We start from the raw sequence: 18,219 nt of genomic DNA, 5'->3' as shown, positions 1-18,219 counted from the left end.
TCCTGCTCAGCCCGGGAAGCGCTTCAGGCCGGTGACCAGCGCATCGCCCATCATGCGCAGGAACAGCGTGCCCATGCCCGGATAGAAGCGGTTCGGGTCGTGGCTTCCGACCGCAATCAGGCCCACGCCCGGTAGCGGCAGCAGTGCGGTGGTCTGCACTTCCTCGCTGCGCACGCCATACAGCACGGCATTCTTTTCCGGCTGCAGGCGGCCGCAGATCGGCTCGCCATCCTTCAGGCAGTCGCGGAACGGGCCCAGCTGCGGATCATCGGCGGCGATCACCTGCAGCCAGTCGGCCTGCTCCAGCCCGGCCACCGGCCTGTGCACCACCAGCCGTACCAGGTCGCCGGCGAAATCTTCCTGCAGCGAGGCAGCCATAGCACGCAGGGTATCGGCGGCGTTGTCCTGCTTCATCAGCGCCAGGGTCAGCTGATGCGTGCGCACTGCCAGGCGTTCATTGATCTGGGCGGTGGCGCCCAGATCGGCCAACCGTCGTGCCAGCTCGCGGTTCTTCTCGCGCAGCACTTCCAGCTGGTAGCTGGCCAGCGACGCGGTCGGACCGTCATCACGCGGCACCACCAGGGTCAGGGCCAGGTCCGGGAACTGCTTGAGGAAGCCCGGATGACGCCGCAACCAGGCAGCGACTTCGTGGGCCCCGAGCTTGTCGACGGTTTCGGTCATGCGATCCACTCCCCTTCGAAGACGAATGCGGTCGGGCCGGCCATCACCACCGGCTGGCCATCGCCTGGCCACTGGATGCGCAGGTCACCACCGGGCAGGCTGATGCGCGCGTCACGCTGCAGGCGGCCACGCTGCATCAGGGTCACCGCAGCGGCACAGGCACCGCTGCCACAGGCCAGGGTTTCACCGACGCCGCGCTCATTCACACGCAGACGTGCATGCGCCGGGCCCATCACCTGTACGAAGCCCACGTTCACCGAGCGCGGGAACGACGCATGCTGCTGCAGCAGCGAACCGACGCGCTCGACCGGTGCGGCATCGATCAGGCCCACTTCAATCACCGCATGCGGATTGCCCATCGATACCGCAGCAAAGCGGACGCTCTCGCCCTGCAGCGGCAGCAGGTATTCCTCGCGCGCGTGGGCGAAGCCCATCAGCGGCACGTTGGCCGGCTCGAACGCGGGCACCCCCATGGTCACCGCGAACTGGCCCTCGCCCAGCATCTTCACTTCGTGGCTGGCCAACGGGCTGTCGATGACGAATGCACCGCCCTGCGCACTGCCCTCGCGCACCAGCCAGGCCGCGATGCAGCGCGCGCCGTTGCCGCACTGCTCGGAGTTGGAACCGTCGGCATTCCAGATGCGGTAGGACGCCACCGAGCCTTCCGCGCGCGGTGCTTCGATGGTCAGGATCTGATCGCAGCCGACGCCGGTGTGGCGGTCGGCCAGGCGCGCGGCCAGTTCAGGCGTGGGCGGCGCAGTGCCGTCACGCAGGTCGATCACTACGAAATCATTGCCCGCGCCATGCATCTTGCTGAAGCGCAGCGCCTTGGAACCGGCCTTACTCATTCCCGCCGCCCACCTTCTTCGCAGGCGCAGGCGCCGGTTGGGTGGTCGGTGCAGCCGGGTCCACGGTCGTGGCCGGCGTGCCGCTGCCCTGGGTCTCGGTCGGGGTCGCTTCGGTCGCGGGCTCGGCAACCGGTTCGACGGTTTCTTCCACCGGCACCGGCTTCTGCGGCAGTACCAGCGGGCCCTTGTTACCGCAGGCGGCGAGGAACAGCAGCGAAGCCGCTGCCAGCGGAATCAGGATGGCGTTTCGATGGGGGGTCTTCATGCCCCGAGTATAGCCACTGGCGGCTGAGCGGTTGGTGCAGGGGATCGGGTTGCCGGCCAGCGGCCGGCACCACCGCAGGGGTTCAATCCGCGGGCGGCGGCAGCGGCCGGGTCCACAGCCAGATCGCCACCACGGTCATGCTGCCGATCGAGAACCACTTCACCCAGGCGATCGGCACGCACCACAACATGATGCCGGCGCATACCGCCATGGTGATCGTGGCCATCCACTTGCCGTAGCGGCTGACTGCACCATGCGCCTGCCAGTTGGCGATGGCCGGGCCAAAGCGTGGATGCTGCAGCAGCCAGCTGTGCAGGCGCTCGGAGCCACGCGAGGCGGCCCAGGCCGAAATCAGGATGAATACGGTGGTCGGCAGGCCCGGCACGAAGATGCCGACGATGCCGGTGCCGAGGCTGACATACGCCAGCAGCCACCACGCCCAGCGGAAACGCACCACGCGCGGAGGCGTGGCGGCATCGCGAGGGGCGGAAGGATCTGGCGCGCTCATGGCCGCAAGGATACCGGTTCAGGGTGCCAGGCAGTGCCCGGCACCCTGTCGCCATCACGGCTGGGCGATGCCCAGCTGCTGCAGCACGAACGCATACGACTCGGACAGCTCGCGGTAACGCTGGAAGCGCCCCGACTTGCCGCCGTGGCCGGCTTCCATGTTGGTGCGGAACAGGATCGGGTAGGGGCCGGTGTTGTCGTCACGCAGCTTGGCTACCCACTTGGCCGGTTCCCAGTACTGCACCTGCGAATCCCACAGGCCGGTGCCCACGAACAGCGCCGGATAGGCCTGCTGCTTCACGTTGTCATAGGGCGAGTAGGACAGCATGTAGTCGTAGTACGGCTTCTGTTCCGGGTTGCCCCACTCGTCGTACTCGTTGGTGGTCAGCGGAATGGTCGGGTCGAGCATGGTGGTGACCACATCGACGAACGGCACCTGCGCCACCATCACCCGGTAATCCTGCGGGGCCTGGTTGGCCACCGCGCCCATCAGCAGGCCACCGGCACTGCCGCCGGATGCGGCGACGCGATCCTTCGCCGCCCAGCCCTGTGCCACCAGCCCTCGGGTGACGTCGATGAAGTCGTTGAAGGTGTTCTGCTTGTGCAGCAGCTTGCCGTTCTCGTACCAGTCGCGGCCCATTTCCTGGCCACCGCGGATGTGGGCGATGGCATACACCACGCCGCGGTCGAGCAGGCTCACCGCGGTCTGGTTGAAGTACGGGTCCATCGACATGCCGTAGCTGCCATAGGCGTACTGGAACAGCGCGCCCTTGCCATCCTTCTGGTAGCCCTTGCGGTAGACCAGCGACACCGGCACCTTTACGCCATCGCGCGCGGTGATCCAGACGCGATCGGTTTCGTACTTCGAGGCGTCATAGCCGATCACCGGCTGCACCTTCAGCTGGCGGCGCTCGCCGGTGGCGGTGTTCAGTTCGAACACCGTGGTCGGGGTGGTCATCGAGGTGTAGATGTAACGCAGCCACGGCGTATCGGCCTCGGTGTTGTCGCCCAGGCCCATCGAGTACGCCGGCTCGTCGGCCTTCACGTAGTCGCTGCGACCGTCCTCGAACAGCAGGCGGATGCGTTCCAGGCCCTGCGAACGCTCGGCGATGGCGGTGTAGCCATCGAACAGTTCGAAGCCTTCGATGAACACTGCATCGTCATGCGCGATCCAGTCCTTCCACTGCGCGCGCGAGGTCGCATCGGTCGGTGCGGTGACCAGCTTGAAGTTCTTCGCACCATCGTTGGTACGGATCACCCAGCGGCCATCGTAGTGGTCGGCGTCGTACTCGACATCGCGCTGGCGCGGGGCCAGTACGGTGAAGGTGGTCGGGTCGCTGGCGGGTGCATAGCGCTCTTCCGAGGACACGGTGCTGTGCACGCCGATGGTGATGAAGCGATCGTCGCGGGTGCGGCCGATGCCCATGTAGAAGCTGTCGTCCTTCTCTTCGTAGACGACGGTGTCGGCGCTGGCCGGGGTACCCAGCACGTGCTTCTTCACGCGCACGGTCAGCAGTGTTTCCGGATCGTTCTCGACATACAGCACGGTGCGGTTGTCGTCGGCCCAGACCAGGTCGCCGGAGCTGCCGGTGATCACATCGGGCAACACCTTGCCGGTGGCCAGGTCCTTGAAGCGGATCGTGTACTGGCGGCGGCCCACATCATCATCGGCCCAGGCCAGCAGCTGGTTGTCCTGGCTGACCTCCATCGAGCCGACGCTGAAGTAGCCCTTGCCAGCGGCCATCATGTTGACGTCCAGCAGGATCTCTTCGGCCGCGTCCATGCTGCCCTTGCGGCGCGCGTGGATGGGGTAGTCCTGGCCGGTCTCGAAACGGCTGTAGTACCAGTAGCCGCGCTCGCGCGCCGGCACGCTGGAATCGTCCTGCTTGATGCGGCCGACGATCTCCTTGTACAGGGTGTCTTCCAGCGGCTTCAGCGGTGCCAGCAGCTGGTCAGCGTAGGCATTCTCGGCCTGCAGGTAGGCCAGCATGTCCTTGTTCTCGCGCTTGTCGTCGCGCAGCCAGTAATAGTCATCGTTGCGGGTCGCGCCGAACGGCGCCTTGACCACATGCGGGTGCTTGGCGGCATCCGGCGGAACAGGCGGCGTGGCGGCGGTAGCGGTCGTGGTCATCAGGCTCGCAAGCAACAGGCAGAGGGTGGATTTCATGAGATAAGGCTCCAGGCGCATCAATGCAATGGTCTTCGGCGGGGTCAGATCCCTTTTCCCGAAAAGGGATCTGACCCCAATCCCTGCAATGCGGCAACCCTGCGGATCGTCATGGGTCATGCCGACCGGCGTACCATGGGCACATGAGTACCCTGCCCCACACGCCGGGCTACAGCCGGCGCAGCCATGAAATCGCTCCGTTCCACGTGATGTCCCTGCTGGCCCGCGCACAGGCGCTGGAACAGGCCGGCCACGATGTGATCCACCTGGAAATCGGCGAACCAGACTTCACCACGGCCGAACCGGTCGTGCGTGCCGGCCAGGCCGCACTGGCCGCCGGCCATACCCGCTACACCGCCGCACGTGGCCTGCCGGCCCTGCGCCAGGCCATCAGTGGTTTCTATCGCAGCCACTACGGGCTGGACATCGATCCCGAACGCATCCTGGTCACCCCCGGCGGCTCCGGTGCGCTGCTGCTGGCCAGCAGCCTGCTGGTCGATCCTGGTCGCCACTGGCTGCTGGCCGACCCAGGTTATCCGTGCAACCGCCACTTCCTGCGCCTGGTGGAAGGCGGTGCGCAGCTGGTGCCGGTCGGGCCGGAAACCGCCTACCAGCTGACTCCATCGCTGGTGGAACAACACTGGAACGCCGACAGCGTCGGCGCGCTGGTCGCCTCGCCGGCCAACCCGACCGGCACCGTGCTTTCCGCCGACGAACTGTCAGCCCTGTCGCAGACCCTGCACGCGCGGGGCGGCCATCTGGTGGTGGACGAGATCTATCACGGCCTGACCTACGGCCTGGATGCGCCCAGCGTGCTGCAGGTGGATGACAGCGCGTTCGTGCTGAACAGTTTTTCCAAGTACTTCGGCATGACCGGCTGGCGGCTGGGCTGGCTGGTGGCACCGCCGGCGGCCGTGCCCGATCTGGAGAAGCTGGCACAGAACCTGTACATCAGCGCGTCGAGCATCGCTCAGCATGCCGCCCTCGCCTGTTTCAGCGAGGAATCGATGGCGATCTTCGAGCAACGCCGCGAGGCGTTCCGCCAGCGCCGCGATTTCCTGCTGCCTGCACTGCGCGAACTGGGCTTCCGCATCGAAGTCGAGCCGCAGGGTGCGTTCTACCTGTACGCCGATGTGAGCGCATTCACCGACGACGCGCAGGCGTTCTGCGCGCACTTCCTGGAAACCGAGCACGTGGCATTCACCCCCGGGCTGGATTTCGGCTTCCATCGCGCCAACCAGCATGTGCGCCTGGCCTATACCCAGGAAGTGCCGCGGTTGCAGGAAGCGGTGGACCGTATCGCGCGTGGATTGAAACATTTCCGGTAGCGCCGGGCCATGCCCGGCGAGCGCGCAGCGCGGCAAAGGAGCCGCCGGGCATGGCCCGGCGCTACCGTTCAACGAATGCCCAACGAAAAACGCCGCCCGAGGGCGGCGTTTTTCATTTCATCATTTACCGCCCAACCGCTCCCACAGGAAGCTGTAGGCCAGTGCCGACATGTGCGCGGCCTGCGCGTTGTTGGCCGCACCGCCATGACCGCCTTCGATGTTCTCGTAGTAGGTCACGTCCTTGCCGGCATCGATCATCTTCGCGGCCATCTTGCGGGCGTGGCCCGGATGCACGCGGTCATCGCGGGTGGAGGTGGTGAACAGCACCGGCGGGTAGTTCTTCTTCGCGTTGAACAGGTGATACGGCGAGAAGGTCTTGATGAACTCCCAGTCGCTGGTATCCGGGTTGCCGTACTCGGCCATCCACGAGGCGCCGGCCAGCAGATGGCTGTAGCGCTTCATGTCCAGCAGCGGCACCTGCACCACCACCGCACCGAACAGTTCCGGGTACTGGGTCAGCATGTTGCCGGTCAGCAGGCCACCGTTGCTGCCGCCCTGCACGCCCAGGTGCTTGGCGCTGGTGATCTTGCGCTTGACCAGATCGCGCGCCACCGCGGCCATGTCTTCATAGGCCTTGTGACGGTTCTGCTTCAGCGCTGCCTGGTGCCAGCGCGGGCCGTACTCGCCACCACCACGGATGTTGGCGACCACATACACGCCGCCCTTCTCCAGCCAGGCGCGGCCCATGCCACCGGAGTAGTTCGGGGTCAGCGAGATCTCGAAACCACCGTAGCCGTACAGCAGGGTCGGGTTGGAGCCATCCAGCTTCATCGCCTTGTCGTGCACCACGAAGTACGGCACGCGGGTGCCGTCCTTGCTGGTGGCGAAGTGCTGCTCGATCACCTTGCCCTTGGCATCAAAGAAGGCCGGCATGGTCTTCAGCGTTTCCGGCGCCTGGCCGATCTCGGCCAGTGCCAGCGTGGTCGGGGTCAGGTAGTCGGTAGCGGTCAGCCACACCGCGTCGCTGTCGTTGCTGTCCACCGCGGCCACGCCCAGCGTGCCAAAGGCCGGCGCGCCGACGAAACGGCTGGTCTGCCAACCATCGGCGCCCGGGGTCAGCACCGACAGGCGGTTCTTGACGTCATCCAGCACGTTCAGCACCAGATGGCTCTTGGTCCAGGTGGCGCTGGCCAGCGAGGTGGTCGCGGTCGGGGTGAACAGCACCTCGAAGTCGCGCTTGCCCGCCAGGAAGTCATCCAGCTTGGTGGCCAGCAGCGAACCGGAGGCATAGGTCTTGCCGCCCACGGTCCACGGGTCGCGCAGCTCCAGGGTCAGCCACTGCTTGTGCAGGCCCTTCTCGGCCGAGTTCGGCGCATCAATCTTGGTCAGCGTGCCGTCGTCGCCGCGCAGGTAGATCTCGTTGTTGTAGAAGGCCAGGGTGCGGCTGACCAGGTTGCGCTCGAAGCCCGGGGTGTCATCGTGCATCGCCGCGATGTACATGTCTTCCGGCTTGCCTTCGTACACGGCCGTGGCCGAGGCCATCGGCGTGCCGCGCTTCCACAGCTTGGCCACGCGCGGGTAGCCGGAGGTGGTCATCGAACCGGCACCGAAGTCGGTGTAGACGAACACCGTATCGCGATCGATCCAGCTGAGGCCGCCCTTCGACTCCGGACGGAAGAAGCCGTCCTTGATCCAGCTCTTGTTGGACAGGTCGAATTCGCGGGTGACATCGGCGTCGGCGCCACCGCGCGACAGCGCGATCAGGCAGCGGCTGTAGTCCGGACGCAGGCAGTCAGCACCGTGCCAGACCCAGTTCTCGCCTTCGGCCTTGTTCAACGCATCCAGGTCAAGCACGGTTTCCCACTGCGGCGAGGCCTTGCGGTACTCGGCCAGGGTGGTGCGGCGCCACAGGCCACGCTCGTGCTGCTGGTCCTTCCAGAAGTTGTAGTAGTAGTCGCCGATCTTCTGCACGCCGGGAATCTTGGCATCGGAGTCGAGCACCTCGCGGATGCGGGTCTCCATCTGCTTGAAGGCCGGGGTCTGCGCCAGGCGCGCCTCGGACTTGGCGTTCTGTTCCTTGACCCAGGTCAGCGGCTTGCCGCCGGTGACGTCTTCGAGCCAGGCGTAACGGTCGGTGTCTTCAGCGGCCACGGCGGTCCCCACCGAGGCAGCGGTCATCATGCCGGCCAGCAGGCAGGCGGAAGCGAGTCGTGACATTGCAGCTCCAGGCAGTCATAAGCCTTGGAACGCTAGCACGGAATGTCGCGGTCTCCCCCGTGTCGAAGGTCAGGCCGTGGCCGCGGGGCTGCGCCGGCCACGGGTCGTGCCGCCGGTCCGGCGACGGGCCTGTCCACCGGTACGCCGGGCCAGCCGCTGCCACGACAGTCCAGGCAGCGGGAAGCGCAGCAACGCCCACCAGGCCACCAGCGGCATGCCCACCAGCCACATCGGCAGCCAGCCCAGCCAGGCGTTGCTGCCGCGCGCGGCTGGCCAGACCAGCACCAGTGCCAGGCCGGCCAGCGCCACCTGCTGCACGCTGCGCAGCAGGCGTGGATCGGCGCGTTCAATGATGACGCGTTCAGTTGCAGGGCGGCGAACGGAACGTGCGTACATGGGGCTTCTCCGGTGGACAATGCAACACAGTTTGGGCAAGGCCCTTCTCACAGGTTGCGACACCATTGACGGATCGCGTGCACACAGTCGACCATGCGCGTGCAAGCCCACTGGAGCCCGCTCCCGCATGACTTCGATCCGCCCGCTCTGCGCCGCGCTGCTGGCCCTTTCCCTGGCCGGCCCCGCCGTGGCCGCCAGTGAGCCGCCGTCGCCCCGTACCAGTGCCTCTGGTGCAGCTGCCCTGGACGCACCGATCGACCTGAAGCGCTTCATGGGCACCTGGTATGTGATCGGCCGCGTGCCGAACTTCATCGAACGTGGCCATGTCGCCAGCGTCAACGAGTACGAGCTGCGCGACGCGCACAAGGTCGGCATCACCTACCGCTACCGTGATGGCTTCGGCGAACCGCTGCAGGAAGTGCGTGCCCGCGCCAGCGTCGACCCGGACAGCGGCAACCACGGCTGGCGCACCTGGTTCTACCGCGTCGTGCCGACCCATTCGCGGGTGCTGGAAGTGGCGCCGGATTACTCGTGGGCGCTGATCGGCTACCCCGGCCGCGAAATGGCCTGGATCTTCTCGCGCACGCCGGACATGGACAAGGCGCTGTACAAGGAGCTGGCCGAACGCCTGCGCGACGAGTACGGCGTGAACACCGACAAGCTCAAGCGCGTACCGCAGCACCCGGAACAGGTCGGGAAGCTGGGCTACGAAGTGCCGAACGTGCGTTGATCGCACGAGGGATTGCCGGCCAGCGGCCGGCACTACCCGAACGAGATGCCGGGCGCCGCCCGGCATTCTGTTATCTGCGGCTGTAATGCGCGACCAGGCGGTCGCCGAGCATCTGCAGCAGCTGCACCAGGATCAGCAGCAGGACCACGGTGACCAGGGCCACATCGGTGTGCGAGCGCTGGTAGCCGTCGCGGAAGGCCAGGTCGCCAAGGCCACCGGAGCCGATCGCACCGCCCATCGCGGTGAAACCAATCAGCGCTACCGTGGTGACCGTCGCACCGGCAATCAGGCCGGGGCGCGCTTCGGGCAGCAGCACGCGGGTGACCAGCTGCCAGGTGGTGGCACCCATCGCCTGGGTCGCCTCGATCACGCCCCGGTCGACTTCACGCAGCGCGGTCTCGACCAGGCGCGCATAGAACGGTGCAGCACCGATCACCAGCGGCACGATCGCACCGCGTACACCCAGCGACGTCCCCATCAGGAACAGCGTGACCGGAATCAGCACGATCATCAGGATGATGAAAGGCACCGAGCGCAGCAGGTTCACCACCAGCGCCAGCACGCCATAGGCGAACGGCCGGCGCTTCATCTGCGGCGCGCCGAACAGATACAGCAGCACGCCCAGGGGCAGGCCGATGGCCAGGGTCAGCGGCAGCGAACCGAGCAGCATCAGCAGGGTGTCGATGGTGGCCTGGCCGATGTCGGCCCACTTGCCCGCATCCAGGTGACGGAAGAAGCCGCCGGCAGTAGCGATGATCATCGACGCAGCTCCTCAACATGCACGCCGGCGGCCACGAACGCGGCCTGCGCGGCGGACTGGTCGCCGCCCACCAGGGCGACCACCAGCTGGCCATACGGGGTGTCCTTGATCCGGTCGATACGGCCGGACAGGATGTTGTAGTCGACCCCGGTCTGCCGCGCGACACTGCCGAGCAGGGGTTCGTAGGTGTCGCCGCCGAGGAAGGTCAGGCGCACGATGCGGCCGCCCACCACGTCGAAATCGCGGTGCAGCGCGCCCTCGTCCACATGCTCCGATTCGCTGACGAAACGGCGCGTGGTCGGGTGCTGCGGGTGCAGGAACACGCGGGTGACCGGCCCGGTCTCGACCATCTGGCCGGCGTCGAGCACGGCCACGCGGTCGCACACACGGCGGATCACATCCATCTCGTGGGTGATCAGCACGATGGTCAGGCCCAGCTCGCGATTGATCTTCGACAGCAGCGACAGCACCGAGGCCGTGGTCTGCGGGTCGAGCGCACTGGTCGCCTCATCGCACAGCAGGATCTGCGGGCGGGTCGCCAGCGCGCGGGCGATGCCGACGCGCTGCTTCTGGCCACCGGACAGCTGCGCCGGGTACTTCTGCGCGTGCGCCTCCAGGCCCACGGTCTGCAGCAACTCGGCCACGCGCGCGTCGATCTCCGCCTTCGGTGTGCCGGCCAGCTCCAGCGGGAAGGCGACATTGCCGGCCACCGTGCGCGAGGACAGCAGGTTGAAGTGCTGGAAGATCATGCCGATGCGCCGGCGCAGTGCGCGCAGGCCGTCCGCATCCAGTGCGGTGACATCCTCGCCACCGATCAGCAGGCGACCACCGCTGGGCTCTTCCAGGCGGTTGATCATGCGGATCAGAGTCGACTTGCCGGCGCCGGAATGGCCGATGATGCCGAAGACCTCACCGGCCTCTATGGTCAGGTCCAGCGGCTGCAGCGCGCTGACTTCGCGGCCGGCAACGGCATAGGATTTGTGCAGGCGCTGGAACTCGATCACGGGCGTGGCTCACCGGCTGGGTGACGGAAGGGGGCGTGCAGCCTACCAGCGCAGGCGGTCGCGCGCCCGCGCCATGGGCCAGAATGTTATTCCTTTTGGTTCTAAGTCGCCCGCGCCGACGCATTGGCTGGGGTTAGGGCCCCTGTGGGGACCCGACCCTGGGGTCGGATCCTGGCCCAACCGGCTCAGGGGTGATCCAGCGGCTTCGGCGGCTCCTGCCGGTTCACCCGCTCGCGGTGCAGCAGGTACAGCCCCGAAGCCACGATGATCGCCGCGCCCACCCAGGTATAGCCATCAGGCAGCTGGCCCCAGAAGGCCAGGTCCCAGCCAATCACCCAGACCAGCCCGCTGTACTCCAGCGGCGCGATCATCGAGGCCTCGCCCAGCTGGAAGGCCTTGGTCAGGGCGATCTGGCCCAGTGCCCCGGCCAGTCCCATGCCGGCGATCAGCGGGGCATGTGCCAGCTGCAGCGGCACCCAACCGGGAATGGACAGCAGTCCGGCACCGATGGCCATGATCACCAGGAACCAGACCACCATCGACTGCGAGGTATCGGTGCGGGTCAGCAGGCTGACCGTGATCGCTGCCACGGCATAGGCGGTGGCCGCAGCAAGCACCATCAGCCCCGGTACCGAGATGAAGCCATCCACGCCCGGCCGCAGCACCACCAGCACGCCCACCAGGCCGATGCCGATGGCAACCCAGCGCCGCGGCCCGACCCGTTCACCGAGCAGCGGCACCGAGAGTGCAGCGATCAACAACGGGGCGACGAAATAGATGGTGTAGGCGGTGGACAGCGGCAGGTCGCGCAGGGCGAACACGAAGCAGCCGATCATCGCCATGCCCAGCCCGCCACGCAGCAGGTGCAGGCCCCAGCGGCGCGGGATCAGCGAGCGCGGGCCGGCGCTGACCAGCACCCACACCAGCACGAACGGCAACGAGGCCGCACCACGCAGGAAAGTCACTTCCAGCGTGGGATAGCTGGCCGACAGCTGCTTCATGCCAGCGTCCATCAGCGAGAAACAGGCGACCGCCGCGACCATCCAGGCCACCGCGCGCGAAGGAGAGCGTTGCACGTTCATGGCCCATTATCGCCGACCGCGCGCCCCGCCGGGCGCCGGGCATGGGCGCCGCGATAGAATGGCAGCCACTGAATTCCGCGGAGCCCGCCCATGCCTTCCTTCGACGTCGTGTCCGAAGTCGACACCCACGAGCTGACCAACGCCATCGACCAGGCCAACCGCGAACTGGCCACCCGCTTCGACTTCAAGGGCGTGGACGCCAAGTTCGAGCGCGATGGCGATGTCATCAACCAGACTGCGCCGACCGAGTTCCAGCTCAAGCAGATGAACGACATCCTGCGTGCACGCCTGGCCGCGCGCGGCATCGATGTGCTCAGCCTGGAGTTCGGCGACATCGAGACCAACCTGGCCCAGGCCCGGCAGAAGATCACCGTCAAGCAGGGCATCGAGCAGAAGATCGCCAAGAAGATCGCTGCCGCGCTGAAGGAAGCCAAGCTGAAGGTCGAAAGCCAGATCAACGGCGACAAGCTGCGCGTGCAGGGCAAGAAGCGCGACGACCTGCAGGACGCCATTGCCGTACTCAAGGCAGGCAAGTTCGAGCTGCCGCTGCAGTTCAACAATTTCCGCGATTGATCTGCCCGGCGGGCTGCAATGTCAACCGCGCAGCAGCTTGTACAGCGTAGTACGCGAGATGCCCAGCTGGCGAGCGGCCAGGCTCAGATTGCCGTCCGCCGCCTGCGCCGCACGGCGCGCCGCTTCACGCTGCTGATCACGCAGCAGCGGTGCATTCATCGTCGCCGCTGGAGGGCTTTGCGCGCTGCGGCCAGCGACCTTGCGCGGCGCCTGCAGGTGCTGCAGGTAAACCGCACTGCCCTCGCCTACCCGCACCCGATGCGGCGCCCCGGGTTGCAGCAGGCGCCGCCGCTGCGCGGCACTGGCGCCGGGAAACACGCTTTCCAGGTTCAACAACGGCAATGGCCCCCGACGCGGCAGGCCCAGCAGGCGCCGCGCAACACGGTTGGCCGCGCGCAGCTGGCCATCCTCCTGCACCGCCAGCAGCCCCTGCAATGGCGACGCCAGCCAGCGCGGATCATGCTGCAGCGCCAGCAGGTGCACGTCGGCAAGCGCGTGGAACAACCGGTTCTCGCTGGCCAGCGCGGCCTGCCGGAAGTAGCCCTGCAGCAACGAGGGATCGCGCTCACCCAGGCCGGTGATATCGATCACCCCGCATACCTGCCCATTGAGATCGTGCAGTGGCTCGCTGAGGCAGAACACCGGGGCGAACCGCTGCAGGTAGTGTTCATTGCCCCGTACCAGCGCAGGCAGGTCGTCGGCCAGGCTGACTGCCGGTGCCGTGGTGCCGATCTCGCCCTCGCCCAGCCTCCGCCCGACCTGGATCGGGCGCAGCAGCGGTGCATCTTCCAGGCCATGGGCCTGCTGCGCGATCACCATGCCCTCACGGTTGGCACAGAACATCGTCCAGCCACGCCCGCCAAAGGCGGCCCACAGCTGTTCCAGCTCCGGCCGCACGCAGCGCGCGAGCCGACGGTCGCCGGGATCGGAAAGATGCCGGCCATCACCCAGCAGCGGACGGTAGTCCGGCTCCTGCCCGGGCAGCAGGCCCGCCGCGCGCGAACGCAGCCATGACTGCTGCAGCGGCAGCGGCAACACGCCCAATGAGCGCGCATCGCCCTCGGCGAAAGCGGCACGTGCCGCCACCAGTTGTTGCTGCCCGACTGTCGTGGCCATCATGGACGCAGCGTACACCCGCCAGCGGCAACGCCACGTTACGTTCCGACAACGGAATGTTTCCGCCAGCGGTTCAAACAAGGGGTCAAACAAGGGGTCAGAGCCGTTTCCCTTTGGAAAACGGATCCGACCCCGTGCCGACCAACAGCGGCGGGAACCTGTCGAAGGCGGGGTGGGTCCGGTTGCGGGGGTGTCAGCCGCATGGATGCGGCTGCCAAGCCCCCAGGGAAGGGTTTACGGCGCCCCCCGCAACCGGGCCCACCCCGCCATCCCACGGAATGCCCGCTTTTGCCGTTGCCGTGGACGTTGCTTCGGCGGGTGCAGGGCGCAGCCCTGCAAACCCTCCCCACCCTTACGCTGCGATGCGCAGGATCGGCTTGAGCGTGATTCCCTTCGTACTGTCCTCCGCCGCCTGGTTGATCTGTTCCAGCGGGTAGAACTTCACCAGCTTGTCGAACGGGAAGCGGCCCTGCAGGAACAGCGTGACCAGCTGCGGAATGAACACCTGCGGCACGCTGTCGCCTTCCACGATGCCGCGGATGCTGCGACCACCGAGCAGCAGGTTGTTCACATCGAAACTGGCGGTGGTGCCCAGCTTCGGTGCGCCGACCACGCCCATCATGCCCAAGCCGCCCAGCGCCTCGATACCCGCCGACAGCACCTCGGGGCGACCGGTCGATTCCAGCGCGAAGTCCGCACCACCGCCCGTGATCGCGCGTACGGCCTCGATCACGTCGGTCTCGCGGCTGTTCACCACGTGGGTGGCGCCCAGTTCCAGCGCGAGCTCCAGCCGCGAGGGCACTACGTCGATGGCGATGATGGTGGTGGCACCGGCCACCTTCGCCGCCATCACCGCACTCAGGCCCACCGCGCCGGCACCGTAGCTGGCGAAACTGCTGCCCGAGCGCACCTGCAGCGAATTGAGCACCGCACCGGCACCGGTCTGGATGCCGCAGCCCAGCGGGCCCAGCAGTTCCAGCGGCGCATCGTCGGGTACCTTGATCGCGTTGATCTCGCGCGCGATGGCGAAGGTGGCAAACGAAGACTGCGCGAAGAAATGGTCGTGCAGCGGCTGACCCTGCGCATCGGTGATCGCGGTATGGCCGTGGCCATCGTCGCCACCAAAGTTCAGCGCAAAGAAGTCCTTGCAGTAGGCACCGTGGCCGCCCCGGCAGGGATTGCAGTGACCGCAGGCGCCATAGGTCAGCACCACATGGTCGCCCACCTTGAGGTCGCGCACGTTCGGGCCCACCGCCTCAACGATGCCAGCCCCCTCATGGCCGAGCACTGCCGGCAGCGGCACCGGGTAGTACTGGTCGCGCACGATCAGGTCGGTGTGGCACAGGCCCGTCGCCACCACCTTCACCAGTACCTCGTCGTCCTGCGGGCCACGCAGCCGGGCCTGCTCGATGACGAAGGGCTGTTCTTTGCCGCGGACCACGGCGGCGGTGATCTCGTGGGTTGTGGTCTTGTCGTTCATCGTGATGGCTCCTTCGATCAGATCGGGTAAGCGGGCGCTTCGCCCTTGACGGTCAACCACTGCCACTGGGTGAACTCTTCCCCGTTGGTGGGGCCACCGATGCTGGTGCCGTTGCCGGACGCACCGACGCCGCCGAAGGGATTGATCACCTCGTCATTCACGGTCTGGTCGTTGATGTGCAGCAGGCCGGTACGCAGGCGCTCGCCGATCCTCAGCGCGCGGCCGACGTTGCTGGACACGATCGCCATCGACAGCCCGTACTCGCTGTCGTTGGCCAGGCGCACGGCATCCTCGTCATCGTCGAACGGCACCACCACCGCCACCGGTGCGAAGATCTCCTCGTTGAACGCCGGATTGTCGGCGGAGACGTTGCCAAGCACGGTCGGTGCGAAGAACAGATCGCGATGGGTACCGCCCGCCTCCAGCGAGGCGCCGGCCTGCACCGCCTGTTCGACCACGCGCGTGGCGTGGTCACGCTGGCCAGCATTGATCAGCGGGCCGATCGCCACGTCTTCGCGCGCCGGGTCGCCCACCTTCAGCGAATTGGCCTTGGCCACCAGCTTCTGCAGGAACGCGGCATGGATCTTCCGATGCACCAGCACGCGGCCAGTCGCCATGCAGATCTGGCCCTGGTGCAGGTAGACACCCCACGCGGTGTTGGCCACCGCCAGGTCGAGGTCGGCATCGTCGAGAATGATCAGCGAGTTCTTGCCGCCCAGCTCCAGCGAGACCTTCTTCAGGTGCCTGCCCGCCGCTTCGCCGACCTTGCGTCCAGCGGCGGTGGAACCGGTGAACTGGATCATCGCCACGTGCGGGTCACTGGTCAGTGCGGCCCCGGCCGCGCCATCGCCGGGCAGCATGTGCAGCACCCCCGCCGGCAGCCCGGCCAGTTCGAACAGGCGTGCGATCACCGCGCCGCCGCACACCGCCGTGCGCGGGTCCGGCTTGAGCACCACTGCATTGCCCAGCGCGATGGCCGGCGCCACCGCGCGCATGGCCAGGTACAGCGGGAAGTTGAAGGGCGAGATGACGCCGACCACGCCCAGCGGCCGGCGTCGCGCCAGGTTCAGCCGACCCGGCTCGGAGGGCAGGATCTCGCCGGTGCTGCGCGACGGTAGCGCCGCAGCTTCGTGCAGCGCCTTGATCGTCACCTTCGCTTCGAAGCCGGCCTTGAGCCGTGTCGAGCCGCTTTCGCGCACCAGCCACTCCACCAGGGTGTCGATGTGTTCCTCGGCCAGGCGTGCCGCGTTGCGCAGCACCTCCGCGCGCTGCTCGTAAGGCGCTGACGCCCACGCCTGTTGCGCCTGTGCAGCGGCCGCCGCCGAACGCGCTACCTGCGCCGGGTCGGCCAGGCCGATTTCGCCGAGGGTGTTGCCGGTGGCCGGCTCGATCACCGGCTGCCGTTGCTCGGCCGCCTGCCAGTGACCATCGAAGAAGGCGCCGGCCCAAAGGGCATCCGGCAGCCACGGAGAAGATGCAGTCATGGGTGTCCTCCTGTGTCGTGCGTCCATTCCACGCCCGCCGTCCGCGACAGGCAATCGGCCATCCAGCGGTCGCCCGCAAGGGCTTGAATCGGCGGGAATTTCCAGCATGGCGACTGTCCAGTTCCTGCACAGTGAACAGCGCGGCAGCGGCACACTGCCTACAATGTCCGCCCCGCCAGCCGACGTGCCCGCCATGACCGACACCCACCTGCCCACCGATGACCCGATCGCCGCCACCCGCCTGTGGCTGGAGCGCATCGTCATCGGCCTGAACCTGTGCCCGTTCGCCAAGGCGGTGTACGTGAAGGACCAGGTCCGTTTCGTGCTCAGTGATGCGACCACGCCCGAAGCGCTGGTCGAACAGCTGGCCGAGGAGCTGGTGCTGCTGCGCGATACGCCGGCCGAGCAGATCGACACGACGCTGATCGTGCATCCGCAGGTGCTGACCGACTTCCTCGACTACAACGATTTCCTCGACAACGCCGACGCGGCAATCGAAGCGCTGGACCTGCAGGGCATCCTGCAGGTGGCGAGCTTCCATCCGGACTACCAGTTCGAAGGCGTGGCCGCCAACGACGCCAGCAACTACACCAACCGTGCGCCCTTCCCCACCCTGCACCTGCTGCGCGAGGACAGCGTGGCACGCGCGGTGGACGTCTATCCGGACCCGGACGTGATCGTCGAGCGCAACATCCAGACCCTGGACCGCATCGGCGTGGACGGCTGGCATCGCCGCCTGCGTGGCGACGACCTGTCATGAGCCGCGTGCCGCCGATTGCCACATGGCCGGTCGCGCCGCTGTCGGGCAAGGTGGCGCTGATCACCGGCGGCGCCAACGGCATCGGCCGCGGCATCGCCCAGGCCGTGCTCGGTGCCGGGGGCCGCGTGCTGATCGGCGACCTGGACATGGAGGCCGGCGAGGCGTGCCTGGCGGAATGGCAGCGCGGTGATGACGCCGCGTTCCAGCGCCTGGACATCACCGACGAAGCCAGCGTGCGCGACTTCATCGCCGTGGCGCTGCAGCGTTTCGGCCGCATCGACGGACTGGTCAACAACGCGGGCATCGCCGGCCCGCACGGCACGCGGCTGCAGGACATGGAGTGGGATGAGTGGCAGCGCCGGCTGTCCTCGCTGCACGGCGCGTTCCTGTGCAGCAAGCATGCATTGCCCGCGCTGACCGCCAGCGCTGCCGGTGCGATCATCAACATCGCCTCCACCCGCGCCTGGCAATCCGAAGCACATAGCGAAGCCTATGCCGCGGCCAAGGGCGGACTGGTGGCCTTTACCCATGCGCTGGCGATCAGCAGCGGCCCGGCGGTGCGGGTGAACAGCATCAGCCCTGGCTGGATCGGCACCACTGCGTGGCAGGCACCCTCACGGCGCCATGAGCCTGAGTACTCGGCCATCGACCATGCGCAGCACCCGGTCGGCCGGGTCGGCCAGCCCGAGGACATCGGCGCGCTGGCGGTGTACCTGCTGTCGTCACTGTCCGGCTTCACCACCGGCCAGGACTTCATCGTGGACGGCGGCATGACCCGGAAGATGATCTACGCCGAATAAGCACCGCTTTCCGGTGGGTGC

General features: G+C 67.2%; 18 protein-coding genes. 5 read left to right on the top strand and 13 right to left on the bottom strand.

The annotated features are described in order from the left end of the window. Positions 1-6: 6 nt before the first annotated feature. The 5 genes from AC5P8D_RS13570 to AC5P8D_RS13550 all read right to left on the bottom strand — a co-directional run bounded on the left by AC5P8D_RS13570 (position 7) and on the right by AC5P8D_RS13550 (position 4,468). A complete protein-coding gene (locus AC5P8D_RS13570) occupies positions 7-681 on the bottom strand; it encodes a DUF484 family protein (RefSeq protein WP_010481384.1) in 675 nt (224 codons plus the stop codon). Next, positions 678-1,529, bottom strand: a complete 852-nt coding sequence (gene dapF / locus AC5P8D_RS13565) for a diaminopimelate epimerase (protein ID WP_043401027.1) — start codon at positions 1,527-1,529, stop codon at positions 678-680. The genes AC5P8D_RS13570 and dapF overlap by 4 nt, the downstream gene beginning before the upstream one ends. Further along, positions 1,522-1,794, bottom strand: a complete 273-nt coding sequence (gene lptM, locus AC5P8D_RS13560; RefSeq protein WP_019337667.1) for an LPS translocon maturation chaperone LptM — start codon at positions 1,792-1,794, stop codon at positions 1,522-1,524. The genes dapF and lptM overlap by 8 nt, the downstream gene beginning before the upstream one ends. Before the next feature lie 82 nt (positions 1,795-1,876). After that, the gene (locus AC5P8D_RS13555) at positions 1,877-2,302 is read right to left on the bottom strand and encodes a YbaN family protein (protein WP_049452847.1); all 426 of its coding nucleotides are present in this window, start codon (positions 2,300-2,302) and stop codon (positions 1,877-1,879) included. A gap of 54 nt (positions 2,303-2,356) precedes the next feature. After that, complete coding sequence (locus tag AC5P8D_RS13550; protein WP_159360599.1) at positions 2,357-4,468, bottom strand: S9 family peptidase; 2,112 nt, start codon at positions 4,466-4,468, stop codon at positions 2,357-2,359. Between the two features lie 143 nt (positions 4,469-4,611). On the opposite strand from AC5P8D_RS13550, the gene AC5P8D_RS13545 reads away from it, so the two are divergent. Then, positions 4,612-5,796, top strand: coding sequence for a pyridoxal phosphate-dependent aminotransferase (locus AC5P8D_RS13545; protein ID WP_010481374.1), 1,185 nt, complete (start codon positions 4,612-4,614; stop codon positions 5,794-5,796). Between the two features lie 120 nt (positions 5,797-5,916). Here the strand turns inward: AC5P8D_RS13545 and AC5P8D_RS13540 are convergent, their stop codons facing one another. Both AC5P8D_RS13540 and AC5P8D_RS13535 read right to left on the bottom strand, forming a co-directional pair. Next, positions 5,917-8,013: a prolyl oligopeptidase family serine peptidase gene (locus AC5P8D_RS13540; RefSeq protein WP_495203405.1), complete on the bottom strand. Its 2,097-nt coding sequence runs from the start codon at positions 8,011-8,013 to the stop codon at positions 5,917-5,919. A gap of 69 nt (positions 8,014-8,082) precedes the next feature. Beyond that, positions 8,083-8,409 (bottom strand): hypothetical protein, encoded by a 327-nt coding sequence (locus tag AC5P8D_RS13535; protein WP_099560208.1) that lies wholly within the window; start codon positions 8,407-8,409, stop codon positions 8,083-8,085. A 127-nt stretch (positions 8,410-8,536) separates the two neighbouring features. Here AC5P8D_RS13535 and AC5P8D_RS13530 point away from each other — a divergent pair, with 127 nt between their 5' ends. After that, complete coding sequence (locus AC5P8D_RS13530) at positions 8,537-9,139, top strand: lipocalin family protein (protein ID WP_010481371.1); 603 nt, start codon at positions 8,537-8,539, stop codon at positions 9,137-9,139. Positions 9,140-9,209: 70 nt separating this feature from the next. Here the strand turns inward: AC5P8D_RS13530 and AC5P8D_RS13525 are convergent, their stop codons facing one another. The 3 genes from AC5P8D_RS13525 to AC5P8D_RS13515 form a co-directional block, all read right to left on the bottom strand. Continuing rightward, positions 9,210-9,899 carry a methionine ABC transporter permease gene (locus tag AC5P8D_RS13525; protein WP_005411104.1) on the bottom strand — a complete coding sequence of 230 codons (690 nt, stop codon included), beginning with the start codon at positions 9,897-9,899 and terminating at the stop codon, positions 9,210-9,212. Then, positions 9,896-10,903 (bottom strand): methionine ABC transporter ATP-binding protein, encoded by a 1,008-nt coding sequence (locus AC5P8D_RS13520; RefSeq protein WP_010481369.1) that lies wholly within the window; start codon positions 10,901-10,903, stop codon positions 9,896-9,898. The genes AC5P8D_RS13525 and AC5P8D_RS13520 overlap by 4 nt, the downstream gene beginning before the upstream one ends. Positions 10,904-11,088: 185 nt before the next feature. Continuing rightward, positions 11,089-11,985 carry a DMT family transporter gene (locus AC5P8D_RS13515; RefSeq protein WP_010481368.1) on the bottom strand — a complete coding sequence of 299 codons (897 nt, stop codon included), beginning with the start codon at positions 11,983-11,985 and terminating at the stop codon, positions 11,089-11,091. A 90-nt stretch (positions 11,986-12,075) separates the two neighbouring features. Here AC5P8D_RS13515 and AC5P8D_RS13510 point away from each other — a divergent pair, with 90 nt between their 5' ends. After that, positions 12,076-12,558 carry a YajQ family cyclic di-GMP-binding protein gene (locus AC5P8D_RS13510; RefSeq protein ID WP_010481366.1) on the top strand — a complete coding sequence of 161 codons (483 nt, stop codon included), beginning with the start codon at positions 12,076-12,078 and terminating at the stop codon, positions 12,556-12,558. Between the two features lie 21 nt (positions 12,559-12,579). On the opposite strand, the gene AC5P8D_RS13505 is transcribed toward AC5P8D_RS13510, so the two are convergent. The 3 genes from AC5P8D_RS13505 to AC5P8D_RS13495 all read right to left on the bottom strand — a co-directional run bounded on the left by AC5P8D_RS13505 (position 12,580) and on the right by AC5P8D_RS13495 (position 16,638). Next, positions 12,580-13,677 carry a helix-turn-helix domain-containing protein gene (locus tag AC5P8D_RS13505; RefSeq protein ID WP_495203404.1) on the bottom strand — a complete coding sequence of 366 codons (1,098 nt, stop codon included), beginning with the start codon at positions 13,675-13,677 and terminating at the stop codon, positions 12,580-12,582. A gap of 349 nt (positions 13,678-14,026) precedes the next feature. Continuing rightward, entirely contained in the window at positions 14,027-15,154 is a 1,128-nt protein-coding gene (locus AC5P8D_RS13500; protein WP_043401040.1) for an NAD(P)-dependent alcohol dehydrogenase, read from the bottom strand. Positions 15,155-15,171: 17 nt separating this feature from the next. Continuing rightward, positions 15,172-16,638: a benzaldehyde dehydrogenase gene (locus AC5P8D_RS13495; RefSeq protein ID WP_495203403.1), complete on the bottom strand. Its 1,467-nt coding sequence runs from the start codon at positions 16,636-16,638 to the stop codon at positions 15,172-15,174. A 193-nt stretch (positions 16,639-16,831) separates the two neighbouring features. On the opposite strand from AC5P8D_RS13495, the gene AC5P8D_RS13490 reads away from it, so the two are divergent. Both AC5P8D_RS13490 and AC5P8D_RS13485 read left to right on the top strand, forming a co-directional pair. Beyond that, positions 16,832-17,398 carry a DUF1415 domain-containing protein gene (locus tag AC5P8D_RS13490; protein WP_029379749.1) on the top strand — a complete coding sequence of 189 codons (567 nt, stop codon included), beginning with the start codon at positions 16,832-16,834 and terminating at the stop codon, positions 17,396-17,398. Further along, complete coding sequence (locus AC5P8D_RS13485; RefSeq protein ID WP_241873496.1) at positions 17,395-18,198, top strand: SDR family oxidoreductase; 804 nt, start codon at positions 17,395-17,397, stop codon at positions 18,196-18,198. Before AC5P8D_RS13490 ends, AC5P8D_RS13485 begins: the two co-directional genes overlap by 4 nt. The last annotated feature ends 21 nt before the right edge of the window (positions 18,199-18,219 follow it).

It is taken from the genome of Stenotrophomonas sp. YJH_SMC_101-4, from assembly GCF_059370395.1.
The sequence above is the reverse complement of the archived record's forward strand: the minus strand, read 5'-3'. Positions and strand labels throughout refer to the sequence as shown.